Origin of the sequence: Botrimarina mediterranea (genome assembly GCF_007753265.1) — a bacterium.
GTDB classification, from domain to species: Bacteria; Planctomycetota; Planctomycetia; order Pirellulales; family Lacipirellulaceae; genus Botrimarina; species Botrimarina mediterranea.
The window spans coordinates 516,999-532,175 of sequence record NZ_CP036349.1 but is presented as its reverse complement, the minus strand read 5'-3'; the positions used below and the strand labels follow the sequence as shown (position 1 = coordinate 532,175).

General features: G+C 64.8%; 10 protein-coding genes. All 10 read left to right on the top strand.

Going from position 1 to position 15,177, the window contains the following annotated elements; all coding sequences use genetic code 11:
• Window positions 1–30: 30 nt before the first annotated feature.
• The 10 genes from fusA (at window position 31) to Spa11_RS01990 (ending at window position 15,167) form a co-directional block, all read left to right on the top strand.
• Window positions 31–2,148 (top strand): elongation factor G, encoded by a 2,118-nt coding sequence (gene fusA, locus Spa11_RS02035; protein ID WP_145106214.1) that lies wholly within the window; start codon window positions 31–33, stop codon window positions 2,146–2,148.
• A 255-nt stretch (window positions 2,149–2,403) separates the two neighbouring features.
• Window positions 2,404–4,344, top strand: coding sequence for an NHL repeat-containing protein (locus Spa11_RS02030; RefSeq protein WP_145106203.1), 1,941 nt, complete (start codon window positions 2,404–2,406; stop codon window positions 4,342–4,344).
• Window positions 4,345–4,531: 187 nt separating this feature from the next.
• A complete protein-coding gene (locus Spa11_RS02025; protein ID WP_145106199.1) occupies window positions 4,532–4,948 on the top strand; it encodes a hypothetical protein in 417 nt (138 codons plus the stop codon).
• 274 nt (window positions 4,949–5,222) lie between these two features.
• Window positions 5,223–6,584: a PQQ-binding-like beta-propeller repeat protein gene (locus tag Spa11_RS02020; protein ID WP_145106191.1), complete on the top strand. Its 1,362-nt coding sequence runs from the start codon at window positions 5,223–5,225 to the stop codon at window positions 6,582–6,584.
• Between the two features lie 310 nt (window positions 6,585–6,894).
• Window positions 6,895–9,873: an excinuclease ABC subunit UvrA gene (uvrA, locus tag Spa11_RS02015; protein ID WP_231933119.1), complete on the top strand. Its 2,979-nt coding sequence runs from the start codon at window positions 6,895–6,897 to the stop codon at window positions 9,871–9,873.
• Window positions 9,874–10,143: 270 nt separating this feature from the next.
• The gene (locus Spa11_RS02010) at window positions 10,144–11,589 is read left to right on the top strand and encodes an alkaline phosphatase PhoX (RefSeq protein ID WP_145106177.1); all 1,446 of its coding nucleotides are present in this window, start codon (window positions 10,144–10,146) and stop codon (window positions 11,587–11,589) included.
• A 48-nt stretch (window positions 11,590–11,637) separates the two neighbouring features.
• Window positions 11,638–11,835: a hypothetical protein gene (locus Spa11_RS02005; protein ID WP_145106172.1), complete on the top strand. Its 198-nt coding sequence runs from the start codon at window positions 11,638–11,640 to the stop codon at window positions 11,833–11,835.
• A gap of 293 nt (window positions 11,836–12,128) precedes the next feature.
• Window positions 12,129–13,049 (top strand): hydroxypyruvate isomerase family protein, encoded by a 921-nt coding sequence (locus Spa11_RS02000; protein WP_145106169.1) that lies wholly within the window; start codon window positions 12,129–12,131, stop codon window positions 13,047–13,049.
• Window positions 13,030–13,737, top strand: coding sequence for a 4'-phosphopantetheinyl transferase family protein (locus tag Spa11_RS01995; protein WP_231933117.1), 708 nt, complete (start codon window positions 13,030–13,032; stop codon window positions 13,735–13,737). The genes Spa11_RS02000 and Spa11_RS01995 overlap by 20 nt, the downstream gene beginning before the upstream one ends.
• 371 nt (window positions 13,738–14,108) lie before the next feature.
• A complete protein-coding gene (locus Spa11_RS01990; protein WP_145106163.1) occupies window positions 14,109–15,167 on the top strand; it encodes a thioredoxin-disulfide reductase in 1,059 nt (352 codons plus the stop codon).
• The last annotated feature ends 10 nt before the right edge of the window (window positions 15,168–15,177 follow it).

The window sequence follows — 15,177 nt, the reverse complement described above, 5'->3', positions numbered from 1 at the left end:
CGCCCTGGGCGCCGCCCAAGGACCCCGAACATGAACCTCGCGAAAGTCCGCAACATCGGCATCTCGGCCCACATCGACTCGGGCAAGACGACCCTCAGCGAGCGGATCCTGTTCTACGCCGGTCGGATCCACAAGATCGAAGACGTCCGCGGCGGCGGCGACGGCGCCACCATGGACCACATGGAGCTCGAGAAGGAGCGTGGCATCACGATCACCTCGGCGGCCACGTCGCTGGAGTGGAAAGAGCACAAGATCAACCTGATCGACACCCCGGGCCACGTCGACTTTACGGTCGAGGTCGAGCGTTCGCTCCGCGTGCTCGACGGCGCCATCCTCGTGCTCTGTGCGGTGGGCGGCGTGCAGTCGCAGTCGATGACGGTCGACCGCCAGATGAAGCGTTACAAGGTTCCGCGCTTGGCGTTCATCAACAAGATGGACCGCACCGGCTCGAACCCGTTCAGCGTCGTCAAGGCGGTCCGTGAGAAGCTCGGCGCCGACGCCGTGCTGTACCAACTGCCGATCGGCAAAGAAGACAACTTCAAGGGCGTCGTCGACCTCGTGGAGATGAAGGCCTATTACAACGACGGCGAGAAGGGCGAGACCATCCGCGTCGAGGACATCCCCGCCGACCTCAAGGAGCAGGCCGAGGAGTACCGCCACGAGTTGCTCGAGGCGATCGCGATGTACGACGACGCGCTGATGGAGAAGATGCTCGGCGACGAGCCCATCAGCAACGAGGACATCCACAAGATCACCCGCAAGGCGGTCATCGAACAGGCGTTCACGCCGGTGTTCATGGGCTCGGCCTACAAGAACAAGTCGGTGCAGCCGCTGCTCGACGCGGTCATGCGTTACCTCCCCTCGCCGACCGAGGTCAGCAACTACGGCAACGACCCGGCGGAAGAGGGCAAGAAGGTCAAGCTCGAGCCGGACGCCAACAAGCCGCTCGTGGCGATGGGCTTCAAAATCACGGACGACGAGTACGGCCAGCTCACCTACACCCGCATCTACCAGGGCAAGGTCGAGAAGGGCGGCTCGTACTTCAACCAGCGTACCGGCAAGAAGGAACGCTTCAGCCGCCTGGTGCGGATGCATTCCGACAAGCGTGAAGAGATCGACACGGCGTCGGCCGGCGACATCATCGCGGTGATGGGCATCGACTGTGCGTCGGGCGACACCTACTGCAGCGAGCCCAACTACATCTCGCTGGAAAACATCTTTGTCGCCGAACCGGTGATCAAGATGTCCGTGACGCCCAAGAGCCGCGACAACACCGACAAGCTATCCAAGGCGCTGCAGCGGTTCCGCAAGGAAGACCCGACGTTCCACGTCTTCACCGACGACGAGACCAACGAGACGGTCATCGCCGGCATGGGCGAGTTGCACCTGGAGATCTACGTCGAGCGCATCCGCCGCGAGTATGGCGTCGAGGTGCAGGTCGGCGCCCCGAAGGTGAGCTACCGCGAGCAGGGACAACAGGCCTTCAGCTTCGACCACAAGCGGAAGAAGCAGACGGGTGGTTCGGGTCAGTACGGCCACATCGTCGGCGAGATGCGCCCAACAACTCCCGAAGACCGCGAGGCCGCTGGGGAAACCAAGCAGAAGGGTTCCACGGAGCTGACGTTCCTCGACAAGGTCACCGGCGGACGCATCCCCAAGGAGTTTATCCCGGCGGTGCAGAAGGGTTTCGACGAGATGATGGAGAAGGGCCCGCTCGCCGGTTACCCGGTGGTCGGCCTGACGGTCGAGTTGCAAGACGGCTCGTACCACGACGTCGACTCGTCCGACATGGCGTTCAAGCTCACCGCGCGCGAGTGCTTCCGTGAGAACTTCGCGCGGATGAAGCCGGTGCTGCTCGAACCGATCATGAAGGTCGAGATCGAGTGCCCCGAGTCCTTCCAGGGTTCGGTGGTCGGTCAGGTCAGCTCCAAGCGTGGGATGATCGTCGAGACCGAGACCAACGGCGGCGTCTGCAAGATCATCGCCGAAGTGCCGCTGTCCGAAACGTTCGGCTACTCGACCGACCTGCGCAGCCAAACGCAGGGCCAGGGGACGTTCACGATGGAACTGGACAAGTACGCCCCGATGCCGTCGAACCTCCAGACCGAGATCGTCGAAGCCCGTAAAAAGGAAATGGCGGAGGCTTGATCTGGAAGGTAAGTTTAGGAAAGACCTATGAGAGGGCGGCTGCGGAAGCAGCCGCCTTCTTTTTGTTGTGGTCCTTCGTGCGGTCGAAGAACCGGACGCTAAGGCGTGCCGGCTGAATATCTGACCGCGACTATCAGCCGCGGGGCGTTAGCCCCCGGTTCGTTTTCGTTTGTTGAGCTAGTACGTTGCGGGTAAGGTGGCTGGACGGACGGAGGCTGTACCTTGCTGGAACATCTCATCAATCAGTGAATCGCTTTGAACCGGTTGCGCCATCTCTCAGCGCTCGTGGGCGCGTTAGTCCTGTCGTCTGCCTCGCTGGGCGTGGCGCAGAGCGTCTTGCAGCAGCCGCTCGAAAGTCTGGCGTTCGCCCCAACGCAGATCGCGGTCGCGCCCGATGGTTCCTTCTACGTCGCTGATGAAGCTACGGAATCCATTCGACGCTTCACGTCGGCGGGAGACTTCCTCGGCGCGTTCGACTCGCCGACGAAAGGGACGACCAACAGCATTACGGGTTTAGCGATCGACAGCTTAGGCGCCGTCCATGCGACGTGGACGACGGTTGACGACTATGGCCGAGCCACGCAGGCCGCGGCGAGTGGCTTGGCGTCTTATTCGGCGACAGGCGATTTGTTGCACGACCGGCGTTACACGGGACACGGGCTTAGCGGCGTGGTCGTCGGGCCGAACGATCAACTCGTGGTAGTCGGTCCACGGATCGTAGCGTCCGCAGACGTATCGAATGTTCTGACGCCGATCGTCCAGCGCCCGACCGACGCGTGGCGAGACATTCTCTACGGCGCCGACAACCAGCTCTACGTCCGTCGCGACGATAGCTCGGCGGCGGTTGACGTTTACGACATGGGGGGCGTTCTGAACCGCTCGTTCTCCATTGAGAACACGAAGATCAACAACGAATTAGTGCGAGGCTTCAGCTTCGCTCCGAACGGGTTCTACGTGACCGACGACGTGTCGGGCACGATTCGGAATCTGTCGCCGACCGGTGAGCTTCTCAACACAGGTTACGCCGTGCCGTTTGCAACGGACTTGGCGATCGGACAAGACGGCTCGCTGCTAGCGACGATGCCGCAGAACCGTCTCGTCGAGTCGATCGACGCTGAGCGCTTCAATCGCAACTACGTCGGCGTCACGACGCTGAATGAGAGCGCGAGGGAGTTGCTTCAGGGGCCGAATCGACTGTGGAATGAGTTCGATGTCTCAACCGGCTGGGAAGAGACGACGGCAAGCACTTTTCTTGTACCGGGTGAGCCTGGTGAGATGGTGGACCTGACGTTCCGATTTCTCCGCGGTCAATCTTCTCTCGTTGCCGTGTTTCCGGTGGCGGAAGTCGCCGCTGATCCGATCAACGAGCCGATGGCTTACTGGAAGCAGGCCTTCGACGCCGCGTACACGACACTTAATCTGAGCCGAGGTTCTAACTGCGCCTTCGGGTCGGACCCCAATGGCTGCGGCGACTTCAACGACGGCATCGTAGACACCATCACCGTTGGGGCAGGCGTCGAGATAGGCTTTTTGGAGTTCGAGACGGACAGATCGACTAATTTTTCGCCTCACGGAACGATTCGCTTCCTAAATTATCGACAAGACATGAACCCGGCGGCACAGAGCATTCGGGCCAGCACTTATGCGACGCTGGAAAAACTCTCGGCAGTCGATGAAGACGAGTATTTGCGACTGATGTCGAATGCAAGGTATAGCTACGTCCAAGAGGGAACCGCTTTCGTCTTCCCAAATGCTTCCGATGCGAGAGCGAATTGGGGCCACTTGGATCAGTTCGCCTTCTTGCAGAATGAAGAGTGGACGCTGATGGCGATGGAGGACCTCAGCCTCGCCGGAGCGAACGATCTGTCTTATCACGATTCGCTGGTGCTGATCGATTCCAAGCTTATCCCCGTCTTCGAGCCCAGCGGCGGGATTGTTGGCGACTACAACGTCGATGGCGTGGTGGACGCCGCCGATTACACCGTCTGGCGTGACAACGTTGGCGCCGCTTACTTGCCCAATCGCAGGCCTGCGACCGTCGGCCCTATTGGTGAGAGAGATTACCAAGTCTGGGCCGACCACTACGGCCGAAGCAGGACGTCGAGCGCCACCCACGCCATCCCCGAGCCCGCCGCCGCCGCCGCGCTTCTTTGCCTGCTTGGCATCGCGATCGGCGCTGCCCGCCGGAAGAACTAGCCCCCAAATCGCAGGCCTCCGCATCCCTTGCGATCCCCCTATCACCAACCTCCCCGTATCTCCTTCTTGTGAACTGCGTTTCGTGAACTCCGCTTCCTGACGGGCGCGGTTCAAAGACTTTCTTGACGGCGCAGGTGATTTTCGATGTTTTTTGCCCTCGGCGGGGGGACTCGTTATGCTGGGAGTCATGCACCACCCGTATACCGACGCGCTGCCGGACCGCATCAGCCAGGCTGCGCCTTGGTGGATCGGGATTGGCATCACCGGCGTGGCGATCACGCTGTCGAGCGGTTCGGGGCCGCTGCTGGCGAGCTTTGCCCTGATCGGGATCGGGTCGGACGCCGACATCGCTCGGCGGCTGCGTGAGGCGATCGCCGCCCAGGGGGACGACCTCCCACGGGGGATGAACCCCTCGATCGTCGCCGGCTTTGTCCGCCGCTTTCATGCGGCGATGTACTTGCTGCTGATCTCGGTCGCATGGGCGGCGATGCTGCACCTCTCCGGGCAATCTTCCGATCCGGACACGGCCCGGTGGTGGCTCGCCAGCGATCTAGCGGCGGCGACCGTGCTGGGCTTCGGCTACTCGCGGCTGGCACGTCGCTAGACCTAGCGAGTTCGCTTGTTGGAGGCGTCTCCAGACGCCGATTACGGTGTCTTGACCGTATTTGGCATGGTGCGCGTCATCGGGGTCTGGAGACCCCTCCCACAATAGCCCCACACAAACGCGCCTCCGCCACAAAAGCGGCATTTGGTTACTCGCGGCGGATTCTGGCCATCGCACCGTTCGGGGGCGAGCCAAATCGTCCCGGCTTGCGTAGGATGCCGATCGGCTCGCCTCGGGTGAGCCTGACTCGACCCGCCTCTTGGAGTTCCCGCCCATGGTCCGTGATTGGCTCTTGCGGTTTGCGCTGTCGCCTGCCTGCTTGCTGTCCGCCGCTATCGCGGACGCTGACGATTGGCCGCAGTGGCGTGGGCCCGAGCGTGATGGCGTTTGGCGTACGGAAGGTCTCGTCGAGACGCTCCCCGAGGAGGGGCTCGACTACGTCTGGCGCATCCCCGTGAATTACGGCTATGCCGGCCCCGCGGTCGCCGACGGCGCTGTGTATCTGTTCGAGTACGAGAAGACGGAGGGCGAGGTCACCGACCGGCCCGGCGACCGCGACAAGCTGACGGGTATCGAACGCCTCCGCAAACTCGACGCCGACACCGGCGATGAGCTGTGGCGCTATGAGTACGACCGCGATTACTTCATCTCGTACCCGAGCGGCCCGCGTTGCACGCCGACCGTTGATGGCGAGCGGGTTTACATCCTCGGCGCCGAAGGGGACCTCGCCTGTTTGAAGACGGCCGACGGTTCGGTCGTCTGGAAGAAGAGCTTTGTTGACGACTTCAAGGCGCCGACGCCGCTGTGGGGGCACTCGTCGCACCCGCTGGTGGACGGCGACACGCTGTATTGTCTCGTCGGTGGTGAAGGGAGTGTCGTTGTTGCTTTCGACAAGCTCACCGGCGAAGAGAAGTGGCGGGCGCTGTCGACGCCATTGATGAAGAATGAGGTGGGCTATTGCCCGCCGTCGATGATCGAGCACGACGGCAAGAAGGTGCTGGTGGTCTTCGACCCCGAAGCGGTCTGCGGTCTCGACCCGGCGACGGGCGAGGTGCTGTGGAGTGTGCCGATCGAGCCGTCGTACGGCATGTCGATCGCGCAGCCGTTGCCGATGGGCGATCGGCTGTTCGTGACGGGGTACGGCGGGCCGTCGGTCTTCTTCTCCGTCCCGGATGGGGGAGGCGAGCCCGAGGTCGTATGGTCGGGGACGCCGAAGACATCGGCGTCATCGGCGAACGCCTCGCCGATCGCCGGACCCGATGGCCAGGCAATCTACGCCGTCGAAGCGAACGGCAGTTCGCTCGTGGCGATCGACCCCGAGAACGGTGAGCGTCTCTGGGAGACGCAAAAGCCGACATTCGGCAAAGAAGGCCGCGACCGCGCGCGGCACGGCACGGTGTTCGTCGTCCGCCAAGGCGAGACCGATCGTTACTGGCTCACCAGCGAGACGGGCCACCTGATCCTCGCGCGGCTGACGCCCGCAGGCTACGAAGAGATCGCACGCCAACCGCTGGTGGAACCCACGGGCGACGCCTTCGGCCGCCCCGTGCTGTGGAGCCACCCGGCGTTCGCGAACAAGGCAGTGTTCGCGCGGAACGACAAGGAGTTGGTGCGGGTGAATCTGGCGGCGGAGTGAGGGTCTGCTGCTGACAGGCGTTGCTTGTGATTCACTCCGGTCGCGGACGCGTCCGGCTCGCCTTGTAGGGTCCGCTGTGCGGACCGTTCGTTAGATTCACCGCAATGAAAAAGCAAAGCGAAAGAACCGGACGCTAAGGCGTGCCGGCTGATTTTTCCTGGCGAAGGGCTTACCAGCCGCGGGGCCTTAGCCCCCGGTTTAGCGACAGGAGTTTGAGCATCTAGCCACGGCGCGGTACCCTAACCGGATTACCCAGCGGGCCGCGGGGTCTGTAGGGGGAGTCCTCGCCGCTAGCGACGCCGCCACGCCTGTGATTGACGCCTTGGACGACACTCCGACGACGGGCTCCCCGATGAGGGACGTCGCCGGCTCCCGGACTAACGGAGCGTTGACCGGCGGCGCGATTCGCATTCGTGGGGCGCGGGTGCATAACCTGCGTAGCGTTGATGTTGACATCCCGCGTAACAAGCTCGTTGTCATCACCGGCGTCAGCGGCAGTGGCAAGAGCTCGCTGGCTTTCGACACGCTGCTGGCCGAGGGGCAGCGCCAGTACATCGACTCGCTGAGCGTTTACGCGCGGCAGTTCTTTCAACAGCGCGAGCGGCCCGACGTCGATCGTATCGATGGGTTGCAGCCGGCCGTTGCGGTCGATCAAAGCCAGGGGTCGCATAGCCCGCGGAGCACCGTTGGCACCATCACCGAGGTCCATGACTACCTGCGGCTCTTGTTCGCGCGGGCCGGGTCGATGGCGTGTCCCGAATGCGACCAGCCGATCACGCAGCAGTCGTCCAGCGAGATCGAGCAAGCAGTGGCGGCGCTGCCGGTCGATTCGCGCGCGATGCTCTTGGCGCCGCTGATCCACGGCCGCAAAGGCAAACACGCCGAGGTGATCGAGACCGCGCGCAAGGCGGGCTTCGTCAGGCTGCGGATCGACGGGCTCGCCTATCCGATCGAGGACGTCCCGGAGCTGACCGCGCAGAAGCTGCACGACATCGAGGCGGTCGTCGATCGCATCGTGATCCGCGAAGGGATCGACACCCGGCTCGCCGAGTCGGTGCGGCTAGCGATCAAGCACGGCGACGGCGTCGTGCGGATCGTCTATCAGACGCCCGAGGCAAAAGCGGCGGCCGCGACCAGCGGCGCCAATGGCGCGGCGGCTTACAACGCCCAGAGCGGTTGGGAAGAGCGGCTCTTCAACACCCGCTACGCTTGCCCCGACTGCAAAGTGGGCGTCGCCGAGGTCGAGCCGCGGACCTTCAGCTTCAACAGCCCGTACGGCGCTTGCCCGGGGTGCGACGGCATGGGCGTTGTCGAGGCGTTCGACCCCGAACTGGTTGTGCCCGACTTATCGAAATCGCTCGCCGAAGGCGCCGTCGCGCCGTGGCGGTCGGCGACAGACGCGGGGCGGAAGAAGCGCTTCGACATCGTGGAGCCGCTGCTGACTTCGCTGAAGGTGACGATCGACACGCCGCTCGCCGACTGGCCGCGCGGCGGCGTGCAGAAGCTGCTCACCGGCGACGGCAAGAGCTTTGCGGGCGTGCTGCTGCACCTGGAAGAGGAACGGCTCGCCACCAAGAAGGACGACGCGCGTGGCAAGCTCGACGCCTTCCGCGACGCGATCCGCTGCCCCGATTGCGAAGGGACCCGCCTGCGGCCCGAGGGCCGGGCGTGCCGCATCGCGGACCAGCGCATCTTCGACGTCGGCGCAATGCCGATCAGCGAGGCGACCCAGTGGTTCGCGGGCCTGGTCGATGGCGCCGCCTTCGAGGCGGACCGGTTGCCGATCGCCGAGCCGCTGGTGCGTGAGATCCATCGGCGGCTGGCGTTCCTCGACAAAGCGGGCGTCGGTTACCTGACGCTCGAGCGTTCGGCCGACACGCTCTCGGGCGGGGAGCTGCAACGCGTTCGGCTGGCGACGGGCGTCGGCAGCGGGCTCGTCGGCGTCATGTACCTGCTCGACGAGCCATCGATCGGCCTGCACCCGCGCGACAACGACCGACTGCTCGACGCGATCCGCGACCTGCGCCGGCAGGGCAACACGGTGATCGTCGTCGAGCACGACGAAGAGGTGATCCGCGCCGCCGACTGGGTCATCGACATCGGCCCCGGCGCCGGCGCGCGGGGTGGTTATCTCGTCGCCGAAGGGACGCCGACCGACATCGCCGCGTGCGCCGAGTCGGTGACGGGACGCTACCTGTCGGGCGCCGAACGGATCGCGACGCCAACCGAGCGCCGCATCACCACCAGGCTCAACGGCAAAGCCGTCGCCACGTGCCCCGAACCGACGCTCGCGCTGCGCGGCGCGACGCTGCACAACCTGCGCGGCGACGACTTCGAGTTGCCGCTCGGAAAGCTGGTCTGCGTCAGCGGCGTCAGCGGGAGCGGCAAGACGTCGCTCGTCGTCGGCACGCTGGCGCGGGCGCTCGCCCGCAAGCTCAGCGGCGCCGGCGCGAAGCCCGGGCCACACACAGCGCTCGAAGGCGTCGAGCACCTCGACCGCTTCGTCGAGATCGACCAATCGCCGATCGGCCGCTCGCCGCGCTCGAACGCCGCGACCTACACGGGGGTCTTCGACGAGGTCCGTAAGCTGCTCGCCAAGACGAAGTTGTCGCGGCAGCGCGGCTACAAGCCGAGCCGGTTCAGTTTCAACGTGCAAGGCGGCCGTTGCGACGAGTGCCAGGGGCAGGGGCAGCGGAAGATCGAGATGAACTTCTTGCCCGACCTCTACGTGACGTGCGACGCGTGCCGCGGCGCGCGGTTTAACCGGGCGACGCTCGCGGTGCGCTACAAGGGCCTGACGGTCGCCGACCTGTTAACGCGGCCGCTCGAAGAGGTCTTGCCCCTGTTCACCGAGACGCCGGCGATCCACGCGCCGCTCGAGGCGCTCGTCGCGGTGGGCCTTGGTTACTTGTCGCTTGGTCAACCGGCGAACACGCTCTCGGGCGGCGAAGCGCAGCGGGTGAAACTCGCCGCGGAGTTGGGTGGTTCGAGCAAGGGGGGCGTGCCGGCGCGGACGCTCTACCTGCTCGACGAGCCGACGACGGGGTTGCACGCCGACGACGTACGTCGATTGCTCGGTGTGCTGGGGCGGCTCGTCGATGCGGGCGCGACGGTCCTGGTGATCGAGCATCACCTCGATGTCATGCGTGTCGCGGACTGGATCATCGATCTCGGACCCGACGGCGGCGCGGGCGGCGGCCGCATCGTCGCGGCGGGGACGCCGGAGCATGTGGCCGCGAAAGGGACGGGGCCGACTTCGGAGTGGTTGGGTCGGGCGCTGGGCGGTTGAGTGGGCCACGAGAATGCACAAGAAGCACGAAGGGCCTTCTCGATGTGGGCGGGGTCTCCCTCGATGTGGGAGGGGTCTCCAGACCCCGATTTCGTGCACCATGCCGTATCGGAATGGATGCCCTCATCGGCTTCTGGAGACGCCTCCCACAGCCGAATCACGGCTCTTCATTCTCGCTTAACGCGGCTGCTGTCTAAAGTCTCTCTTTCAGAATCACGGAGTGGTCACGGATCCCAGTTATACTGAGCGCCCCTCCACCGCCCTGCCTTGATGCCCCGCGCTGTCATGCCCGCCTCTCGTCGTGAGTTCTTGCGTTCGTCCGCTGCGTTTGCCGCAGGGTTTGCTGGGCTGCGGATGGCGATTCATCCGTCGCTGGCGCGGGCGGCGGCGACGCGTGGCGCGGTGGGCTTTGGCGACTTGGTGGCGGACCCGAAGGGCCTACTCGACTTGCCGGCCGGGTTCTCTTACCGCGTCGTCAGCCGCACGGGGGACGTGATGGACGACGGGCTGTTGGTGTCCGGCGCGCCGGATGGCATGGCGACGTTCGCCGGGCCGGAGGGTCTGACGATCCTCGTTCGCAACCACGAGACGAAGCCCGGCGACGACGGGCCGTTCGGCGCGAACTACGAACGCCTCGACAAGAGCCTGCTGAGCCGCTTCTACGACGACGGCGCGGGGCGCACGCCGGGCGTCGGGGGAACCTCGACCGTCGTCTACGACACAAAGAACCAGCGCGTGGTGCGGCAGTTCCAGAGCCTCGCCGGCACCGAGCGCAACTGCGCGGGCGGGCCAACGCCGTGGGGGAGTTGGGTCACGTGCGAAGAGACCGTCGATAAGCCCGGCTTCTTGCTCGACACGGAGGACACCTTCACGGTTGCGAAGGAGCACGGCTACTGCTTCGAAGTCCCGGCAACGGCCGACGCGAAGCTTGCCGACCCAATTCCGCTGGTGGCGATGGGCCGGATGCGGCACGAGGCGATCGCGGTCGATCCGCGCTCGGGCGCTGTTTATGAGACCGAAGACATCGACGAAAGCGGCGTCTATCGGTTCTTGCCCGACCAGCCCGGCAAAGACGGCCAGCCCGGGAAGCTCGTTGCCGGCGGCAAGCTGCAAGCGCTCAAGGTCCGCGGCAACCAGGCGCTCGACACTCGCAACTGGGAGTCGCACGACGTTTCGGTGGGGGATCGTTTCGAGGTCGAGTGGGTCGATCTCGATCACCCCGAAGCGCCCGACGACGACTTGCGGAAGCGGGCGTTCGCGAAGGGCGCCGCGCGGTTCGCGCGCGGCGAGGGGATGTGGCACGTCGGCGACGACACGAGTGGGTCGATCTACTTCGCCTGTACCTCCGGCGGCGTGAAGCGGATCGGACAGATCTGGAAGTACACGCCGAGTTCGGTTGAAGGGCAGTCGGGCGAGAAGACCGAGCCGGGCGTGCTCGAGTTGTTCCTCGAACCGAACGATTCACGGCTGATCCAAAACGCCGACAACCTTACGGCGGCGCCGTGGGGCGATCTGGTGGTTTGCGAGGATCGGCAAGAGGACGTCGTGCGGCTGGTCGGCGTGACGCCGGCCGGCGAGTGCTATACGCTGGCGCACAACCATGTGAAGGGTGAGTTCGCCGGCGTGACGTTCAGCCCCGACGGCTCGACGCTGTTCGTGAACTTGCAGACGGCGGGGATGACGCTGGCGATCACGGGGGCTTGGCCTAAGTTGTAATGGGGCGCGGGTCGGAGCCGCCGCTAAGCCGCAAGCGGCTGGGATGATATGGAAACGAAGAACGAAGAGTTGTCGCCGCGTCTTCAGCGGGTTAAATGGCCGGTGCTAACGATGGTCGCCATCGCGGCGGGGATCGTCTTCTCGCAGTGGTTGGGGGCGGTGTGGCGCGGCCCGCAGCCGGCTGAGAAGGCGGCAGTTGAACCGCAACAGAAAGCGGCCGAAGTCAGCGAACCCTCGACGCCATAGGCGGCGCCCATGTTCCCCTCCTTTTTAGGGAGGGGCTAGGGGAGGGTGAGGACGTATCCGGTAGTATGCGGGCTGTGTACCGACGATGCGAAATCGACCAGCCAAATTAGCGTGGGTGCGCCGGATGCCGCCGACCCTCCCCTAGCCCCTCCCTGAAAGAGAGGGGGAATACTGGATCGCTTCGCGATTCTCTGCTTATTGGCTTCTTCGGCGCCCCTGCCCTTTTCGTCTTGCCGGCAATTATCATGGCATGCCTCTCGACCCCCTCCTCTTCACCGCCCGAGATTGCACCGATGAAGCGCCGCGACTTCCTAACTGCTGCCGGGGCCGCGACTGCGGCGGCTACGACCTTCGCCACCGCCTCGGCCGACGACGCTTCGTCCGCGGACAACAAGCCCTTCAAGCTCGGCTACGCGCCGCACTTCGGGCTGTTCGAGAACGTGGCCGGCAAGGACCGCGTCGCGCAGCTGGAGTACGCCGCGTCGGTCGGCTTCCGCGATTGGGAAGAGAACGGCATGGCGGGCTTCCCGGTCGAGGAGCAGGAGCGGCTCGCTAAGGCGATGGAGCGGCTCGACATCCGCATGGGCGTTTTCGTCGCCTACGGGATCGGATCGTTCGGCAAGCTGTCGTTCACCGGCAGCGACAAGAAGCTCCAAGACGAAGCGGTCGAAGAGGTCCGCCGGTCGATCGAGGTCGCCAAGCGCGTCAACGCGAAGTGGATGACGGTCGTGCCCGGCGCGTACAACAACCGACTCGAAGAGGGCTATCAGACGGCGCGGTGCGTCGACCTCTTGCGGCGCTGCGCCGAAGTGCTCGAGCCGCACGGCCTCGTGATGGTGCTCGAGCCGCTCAACTGGTGGACGAACCACCCGGGGCTCTTCTTGCGGAAGATCGCGCAGGGCTACGAGATCTGCCGCGCGGTCGATAGCCCGTCTTGCAAGATCTTGTTCGACATCTATCACCAGCAGATCCAGGAAGGGAACCTGATCCCCAACATGGAGATGGCGTGGGACGAGATCGGCTACTTCCAATCGGGCGACAACCCGGGCCGCAACGAACCCGGCACCGGCGAGATCAACTACCGCAACGTGTTCAAGTTCATCAAGTCGAAGGGCTTCGACGGGATCATTGGGATGGAGCACGGGAAGAGCAAGGGCGGCCGCGAAGGGGATGAGGCGTTGTTGGCTGCGTATCGTGAGGCGGATAGCTTTTGATGAGGCCGATATGACAGGAGAGGGGGGACGGGGGACGGGGGACGAGGGAAATGCAATCGCTGTCGCGACTTGGTCGCTTAGCGAACCCGCCGAGGTGGTTGATTCGCTGTTCGCTCTTCTTAGCGAGGATGAACGCGTCCGCGCGGCGGCGTTTGTGCGGGAGGAGCCGCGGCGGCGGTTCATCGTTGCGCGGGGGCGATTGCGCGAGCGCCTTGGCGAGCGGATCGGCGTGGCGCCGGCGGATGTCGCCTTTCGCTACGGCCCCAACGGCAAGCCCGCGGCAGAGGGCGTTCAATTCAACGTCGCGCACACGGGCGACCTTGCGTTATGCGCGTTTGCCGATGCGCCGGTTGGCGTCGATGTCGAGCGGATCCGGCCGATAAAGAACGCCACGGCGCTTGCGGAGCGTTGGTTCCATGCGGACGAGGTCGCCCGCATCGCCGCGGCGCCGGAACCACTCGCCGAGTTCTTCCGTACTTGGACGATGAAGGAAGCGGCGCTGAAGCTTGTGGGCGTTGGCGTCGGCGAGTCGCTGCCGAAGGTGCTGACGCCGGCCGAAGGCGCCGGCTGGGCGACGGGGCTGCCAGGAAACGAGCTGGGGATCGACCGCTGCTGGGTCGAACCGCTGGCGATCGACATGGAGCACGTCGCGGCGCTGGCGTTTAGCCCACCACCCAGTAGCGTCTGAGCCGTGGGCGCCGGCCGTCCTAGCCCACCGATACCTGGCGCGCAGCAAGGGGGACCAAAAAAAGGCACAAGGGTCACAAACGGACTGTCTCTAGGTCGGAGATTGCTTGTGAAGCTAAGCCTTTGTGCTCTCTGTGCCTTTTTGTGGCTGAAGTCATTTCGCGCCGTGCACCGAGGGCTCGCGCCCACGGCTCAAACGCATCGTTGGGGATGCGGCGATGCGTGGGATGCATGCGTTCTATGCGGTTTTGGTGCTGTAGGCGTACGTTCCCGATCGCCGAAGAGGCCACTATACTCGGGGGTCTACCCCCCCTCGGCCGACGGCCGTAGTCCCCGCCTCCGCGTCGCGATCATTCTCAAGGATTTGCTCCCGTGCCCGAACACGTTGTCATCATCGGTAGCGGCCCCGCCGGCTGGACCGCCGCTGTTTACGCCGCCCGTGCGAACCTGAACCCCCTGGTGTTCGAGGGCGCCATCAGCGAGGAAAACCGTCAATCGGGCACCCTCCCGCTGGGGCAGCTGGCGCTGACGACCGAGGTCGAGAACTTCCCCGGCTGGCCCGCCGGCGACCTTTCGGGTTACCTCAAGAGCGCGCTCGACGAGGAGCACAGCTGGCTCGCCGACATGCACCACAAGCAGGGCGTCAGCGGCCCCGAGCTGATGCACCTGATGCGCCAGCAGGCCAAGAACTTCGGCACCCGGATCGTCACCGACGACATCGCCGAAGTCGATTTCAGCCAACGGCCGTTCAAGCTCAAGAGCGCCGGCTCGACGGGTGAGGTCCAGGAGATCGAAGCCCACTCGGTCATCATCGCCACCGGCGCCAGCGCGAACTACCTCGGCCTGGAGTCGGAGGAACGATTCAAGAACCGCGGCGTCAGCGCCTGTGCGGTCTGCGACGGGGCGTTGCCGCGGTTCCGCAACAAGCCGTTGGTGGTGGTGGGCGGCGGCGACTCGGCCGTCGAGGAAGCGGACTACCTCACCAAGCACGCCGAGAAGGTCTTCTTGGTCCACCGTCGCGATGCGCTGCGGGCGTCGAAGATCATGGCCGAGCGCGCCGAGAAGAACCCGAAGATCGAGCTGGTGTGGAACACCGAGGTCAGCGAGGTCTACGGCGACGACGAGAAGGGGATGACGGGCGTGAAACTTACTTCGACCGTCGGCGAGCCCGACCGCGACATGGACGCCGCTGGCATGTTTGTCGCCATCGGCCACACGCCCAACACGAAGTTCCTCAAGGGCCAACTCGAGATGAACGAGAAGGGCTACTTGAAGTGGACCGTGCCGTTCCGCACCAACACGAGCGTCGAGGGCGTCTTCGCCGCGGGCGACGTGTCGGACGACTACTACCGCCAAGCCTGCACCGCCGCCGGAACCGGCTGCATGGCGGCCCTCGACGCGGAGCGCTGGTTGGCCGCGCAGGGGATCTAACCAGGAGAAG

Bases quoted from the DNA above. Each gene is read 5' to 3' on its own strand.
- fusA (WP_145106214.1), top strand. From the start codon at position 31: ATGAACCTCGCGAAAGTCCGCAACATCGGCATCTCGGCCCACATCGAC.
- Spa11_RS02025 (WP_145106199.1), top strand. From the start codon at position 4,532: ATGCACCACCCGTATACCGACGCGCTGCCGGACCGCATCAGCCAGGCT.
- Spa11_RS02020 (WP_145106191.1), top strand. From the start codon at position 5,223: ATGGTCCGTGATTGGCTCTTGCGGTTTGCGCTGTCGCCTGCCTGCTTG.
- Spa11_RS02010 (WP_145106177.1), top strand. From the start codon at position 10,144: ATGCCCCGCGCTGTCATGCCCGCCTCTCGTCGTGAGTTCTTGCGTTCG.
- Spa11_RS02005 (WP_145106172.1), top strand. From the start codon at position 11,638: ATGGAAACGAAGAACGAAGAGTTGTCGCCGCGTCTTCAGCGGGTTAAA.
- Spa11_RS02000 (WP_145106169.1), top strand. From the start codon at position 12,129: ATGAAGCGCCGCGACTTCCTAACTGCTGCCGGGGCCGCGACTGCGGCG.